The sequence below is a fragment of the uncultured Mucilaginibacter sp. genome, assembly GCF_903893715.1.
Lineage (GTDB): Bacteria > Bacteroidota > Bacteroidia > Sphingobacteriales > Sphingobacteriaceae > Mucilaginibacter.
In genome coordinates this window covers 1-4,382 of the sequence record NZ_CAITNG010000151.1, presented here as the reverse complement: position 1 = coordinate 4,382, position 4,382 = coordinate 1, and the positions used below count along the sequence as shown (strand labels likewise).

The following is a 4,382-nucleotide window of genomic DNA, read 5'->3' as shown; positions in this document are numbered from 1 at the left end:
CCAAAATAAAAAACTTACCTTTACTTTAAACCCGAAACACTACACAAGCCTTGGTTCACTTTAGTTTGACGACGTACAACACACCTGCGTGGTCCTGATGGATACAAACACCTTTTAAAAATGTCCGTTTACCATTTAAATAAAAACCACTGTCGCTATCAAACCTGATGCTACGAAAGCCATGCATTGTTACATAGGTATCTGTTATCGTTTTATCTTGTTTAACGACAGATCGCACCTGATACAAATCGGGCCGGTCTACATTCCATAAATGCGGGTTAACGACATTCAATTGCTGTTTCACGTTAGTTGAAGAACCAGCGCCTATTAAAATGCCTGCCCGTGATACAGTAGCTACCAAATGACCCGTTTTATCAATCAGGTTAGAAGTAAGGGTGATATTTTGGACGGAATTGCCGTCATTCCTTATCTCGGTTTCAATCGTTAATGTAGCTTTAGCTTTATCGATACTGCTATGGACAAAAGTACCCCAATTGGCTACGTGTACTTTGTGAGTTTTAATTAACCAAACATGACGATAGATACCCGCGCCCTCGTACCACCACCCTTCATCGTGGCTGGCGTCGACCCTGACAACAATCGTATTGATGCCCCCATAGTTTAAGTACCGACTTATATCTAAAAAACAGCCCATATAACCGCTAACGTTGCGACCTAAACAGTGTCCGTTTATCCAAAAAAGCGCGTTCCGGTAAATTCCTTCAAACTCTAAAGAGATGACTTTTCCCTTGTCCGTCGCGGGCATCTTAAACTGCTTTCTATACCAGCCGATGGCAGTTCTCTTTAACGAATCGATAGCCTTCATTCCTTTACTCACATTGCCATGTGGATCAAAGGGAAGTTCCACTGCCCAATCGTGGGGAAGGTTTATTCCTTTCCAGTGTTGACCGATGAATGCAGGCTGTACATAAGATGTTCTTTCGCCGAGGTGTTGTTTTACCGGATCAATACGGATAAGTGCGAGCTTTTTTTCCAAATCAACCTGCTCCGGCCTTGTTTTTTTGAGATCATTAACTTCCGGGTAATTGAAACTTTGATCAATATCGGGTGGGTCGCCCATTTTAAACAGCCAGTCAAAATCGAACAATATTTTCTGACGCGGCTGCGCAAGCAACATGTTATGTATAAAGGTTAAAAAAACGATTATGGCAAGTCTTTTAAACATCATTTTTTTTTGCCCATTGTTTATTTATATCATCAACCAATGAAACCCTAGTACTGCCATCGGTTTTAGTTAAAAATTGTAATTTGTTTTTTTGATCGACCCATTTTACATCAAGCGTTCCTTTCCGATTGTTCCAGGCTGTTTCGGGCAGGCTATCGCCATTACGGTAGGGAAAGAGCAATACCTTATAATCGGGCGATACCGCGTCGGCCGGTATAACCAACTTACGTACGTGGCTTTCGATGGTTTTAGGGCGAGGCGCTATTTCCACTATTGTAGGATCGGCCGCTGCTGAATTGGTTTCATCCTTTTTTGTATTACGGTTGATAACCCGCACTAAAAGCATGGGTTGTTTGGCTGGTATACTTCCGCTAAACATAACAGTCAGCGGCTCTTTTGGCCAACTGTTCTTTTGCGATGGGTCTGATCCGGTAAGGATGATATCCATCTCGTGATCATTTATCTTATTGATCTTCACTATCTGTACATCATACTCCACTGTTAATATCCAATCGTAATGATGCTCGGTGTCATCCTTTTTTATATCATCTACCACAATGCCATAAGGGTGTTTGCCCCTGATGATGCCCGCTGTTCTGAAAGCCCTTTGCACCGGATAGTTAGGTTGCCTAACCACCGGACTTATAGCTCCGTTAGGCAATATCCAATGCGGGTTTTGGAACAAGGGTTTGTTAAGGTAGGCAAAAGGTAGTTTTAGGTAGGCAAAGTCGTTAGTGGTATGTTTTTCTGCTTCAAAACCTGCCGGTATCTGTACCGCACCACTATTCACATCATCAATGGTGTAGTAATCCCGCTTTTTATTCAGGGTTTGCCAATTCCAATCCCAGCAGTATTTAGCATCGCCTGTACAAAAGGTAGCCATAGGCGAATCGCTAAAATCAACCATGGTACCTGGTACACTAACCATTTGGGGTTTGTTATCAATAACCACTACACTGTTTTTATAATTATCAAAGGCATAACCGCCTTGTACAGGTGCCCAAACACGGCCGGCACCGGCTAACTGGATACTGTTACGGTCTGCCGAGGGGTGTCCGCCGTTTGCCTGCCGGGTATGCAAATTCAACATTAAAGCATCATTTGTATCCCAACTGCTACGCGTCATCATCAAAGCGCGCTCGCCGCAGAAAAAAGTATTGCCGAGGTTCAATTTGGCCGGATCGGTGTTAGTGGGATCGAAATCGGTTGCAAACATGGCGTAAAACAACAATCCATTGTAATAACCATCGGGCCTGTCGGCCACGTTCGAGTAATCGTCGGTTACGGCCTTACGGTAAACCCAGTCTATCGTTTTATCGTTAGGAAACATGTATTTAAGGCCGAGCAGATCGCAGGTAGTTGCCCCGCCCCCTTTGCCATGGCTGCCGCCCAGCAAATCGTACCTGATAAAACCATCCTGAGTTGGGATAACGCTATGAGGTAAAAATTTATCGGCATAGGCGCGCAAGTATGGATGCCCGCATAAATTATCAAAACCATATTGCTTTGTACGTATGGCAAATGGTAAAATACCATCCATACCCAACTGGTTTTTAGCTTCGCCCTCGAATGTGGCACCCGACTGATACCAACCATAGGTTAGCAGGTTTCGCCAACCGCGGTACATACCCCTAACCTTCAAGTCGTTAAACCCAGGCTCGCCTTCAATGGCTAATACTTCGATAAGCCAATACGAAAAAGTGGCCCAATTGCTGCGTGATGAGGTAGCTGTGTTAAAGGTTCCATAATTATCGTGCGACCAGGTTGTTGCCGCTAATTCGTCATGTATCGCTTGTTTCTGATCCGAGGTTAACCAATTAAAAATAAAATCGTATGTGTAGGCTAATTGAAAAGCACCTATCGGCTGTTCTATCGGTTTTAGTTCTGTATGTTTCTTTTCAGCTTCGTCGGCCCTGGCCTTATCGCGCTTTTGCTGGTCTATGCGCAATGCGGTAATTACCGCTTTGGCCAATGTTTTAGCTCCTTGTTCGTCATTCGCTATCAAACAACGAAATGCCTCCAGCGAAAAAACATTCCAGTAAAAAGCAGGAAATTCGGTCGCAGTACCATCAACTAGCTTTTGATAATAGCCGGCCGCCAGCGTATTATGGTTATAAGCCATACCGTTTACACGCGGTACGCCCAGCCTAAACAAAGGTACACGGCCATGCAAGCCTCCAAAGCTGCCTTTCCACACATCGGGCTGCGCGTAATCGGCCTTGTCATCATAATTCCCTTTCATCATCTCCGTCCACGAAAGGATATTTTTCCAGGCAGCTTGTCCACATTGGGTCTCCTTTAATCTTCTGCGCATATCAGGCAAATCATCGGGCGTAAAAAATATACGCGGGTGTACACCCGGGGCAGGTATTTGATTTACCTGACGGATACCGCTTTGATCAAATTTAATATCGCGCGAACCAAAATCGAGTGGGTTGGCACTACCCCAAAGTAACACGGCAGGCTTCCCATCGGCACCGGTATAGTTGCTGTATGAGTCGGCCGGCTTATTGGCGAACGGGGATTGGGATGCATTGTTGATTTGGGCGTAGCTTGCTAAACAAACCGTGGCCCAAATAATGGATGTCAATTTTAATTTTAACATTTTTTACAACTTATTATTTATCTATTGGTGAATATTCAAAATCGTCAAAAAAAGCGTTAGATGTGCTGTTTTTTCCGTTGCCGGTTGCGTACAAACCGATCATTATCCCGGTGAAACCACCCGCCACTTCGGTACCTAAAAACCGGGAAGGTAAGGTACCTAAGGAATGTTTGACGCCAGCGCTGTCAGTTACCGAAAAATTGTAAGATGTTTTGCTCGTGTTGATTACAATTTTTATTGCGCCGTTAGCAATAGGTATATGTGCACATACTTGTTTTATAGACTCGAGAGTATAGCGTAAATTGATGAACTTTTGATTTCCTTGGGCAGTAACGTAGCAGTCGTAATGAAAAAAAGGGCACATATAAACAGTAATTCCGGCCTCTTCATTTTGGTTTTGGGGTAAATAATTGAGTGTAGAACTTATGTTAACATTGAAGTGCCTTTGCCTAATGCCCAAAAAAGTAGGTGAAGCTACAGAGTCGAGCGTAAAGACGCTTCCTTTCAACGATAAAAACCCAGTGCGTTGCTTTAACGAATAATTTGCCGAATCGGGGTTGCGTATAAATACCCATTCAAAGCCAAGCGGCT

The 4,382-nt window shown here is 43.9% G+C and carries 2 protein-coding genes and 1 pseudogene; all 3 read right to left on the bottom strand.

The features are described 5' to 3' along the window. Positions 1 to 55: 55 nt before the first annotated feature. Positions 56 to 1,138, bottom strand: a complete 1,083-nt coding sequence (locus QZX97_RS17930; protein ID WP_295664885.1) for a sugar-binding domain-containing protein — start codon at positions 1,136 to 1,138, stop codon at positions 56 to 58. A 40-nt stretch (positions 1,139 to 1,178) separates the two neighbouring features. After that, positions 1,179 to 3,791, bottom strand: coding sequence for a hypothetical protein (locus tag QZX97_RS17925; protein ID WP_295664883.1), 2,613 nt, complete (start codon positions 3,789 to 3,791; stop codon positions 1,179 to 1,181). Between the two features lie 13 nt (positions 3,792 to 3,804). Further along, a pseudogene (locus QZX97_RS17920) lies at positions 3,805 to 4,382 on the bottom strand (hypothetical protein); the annotation flags it as partial.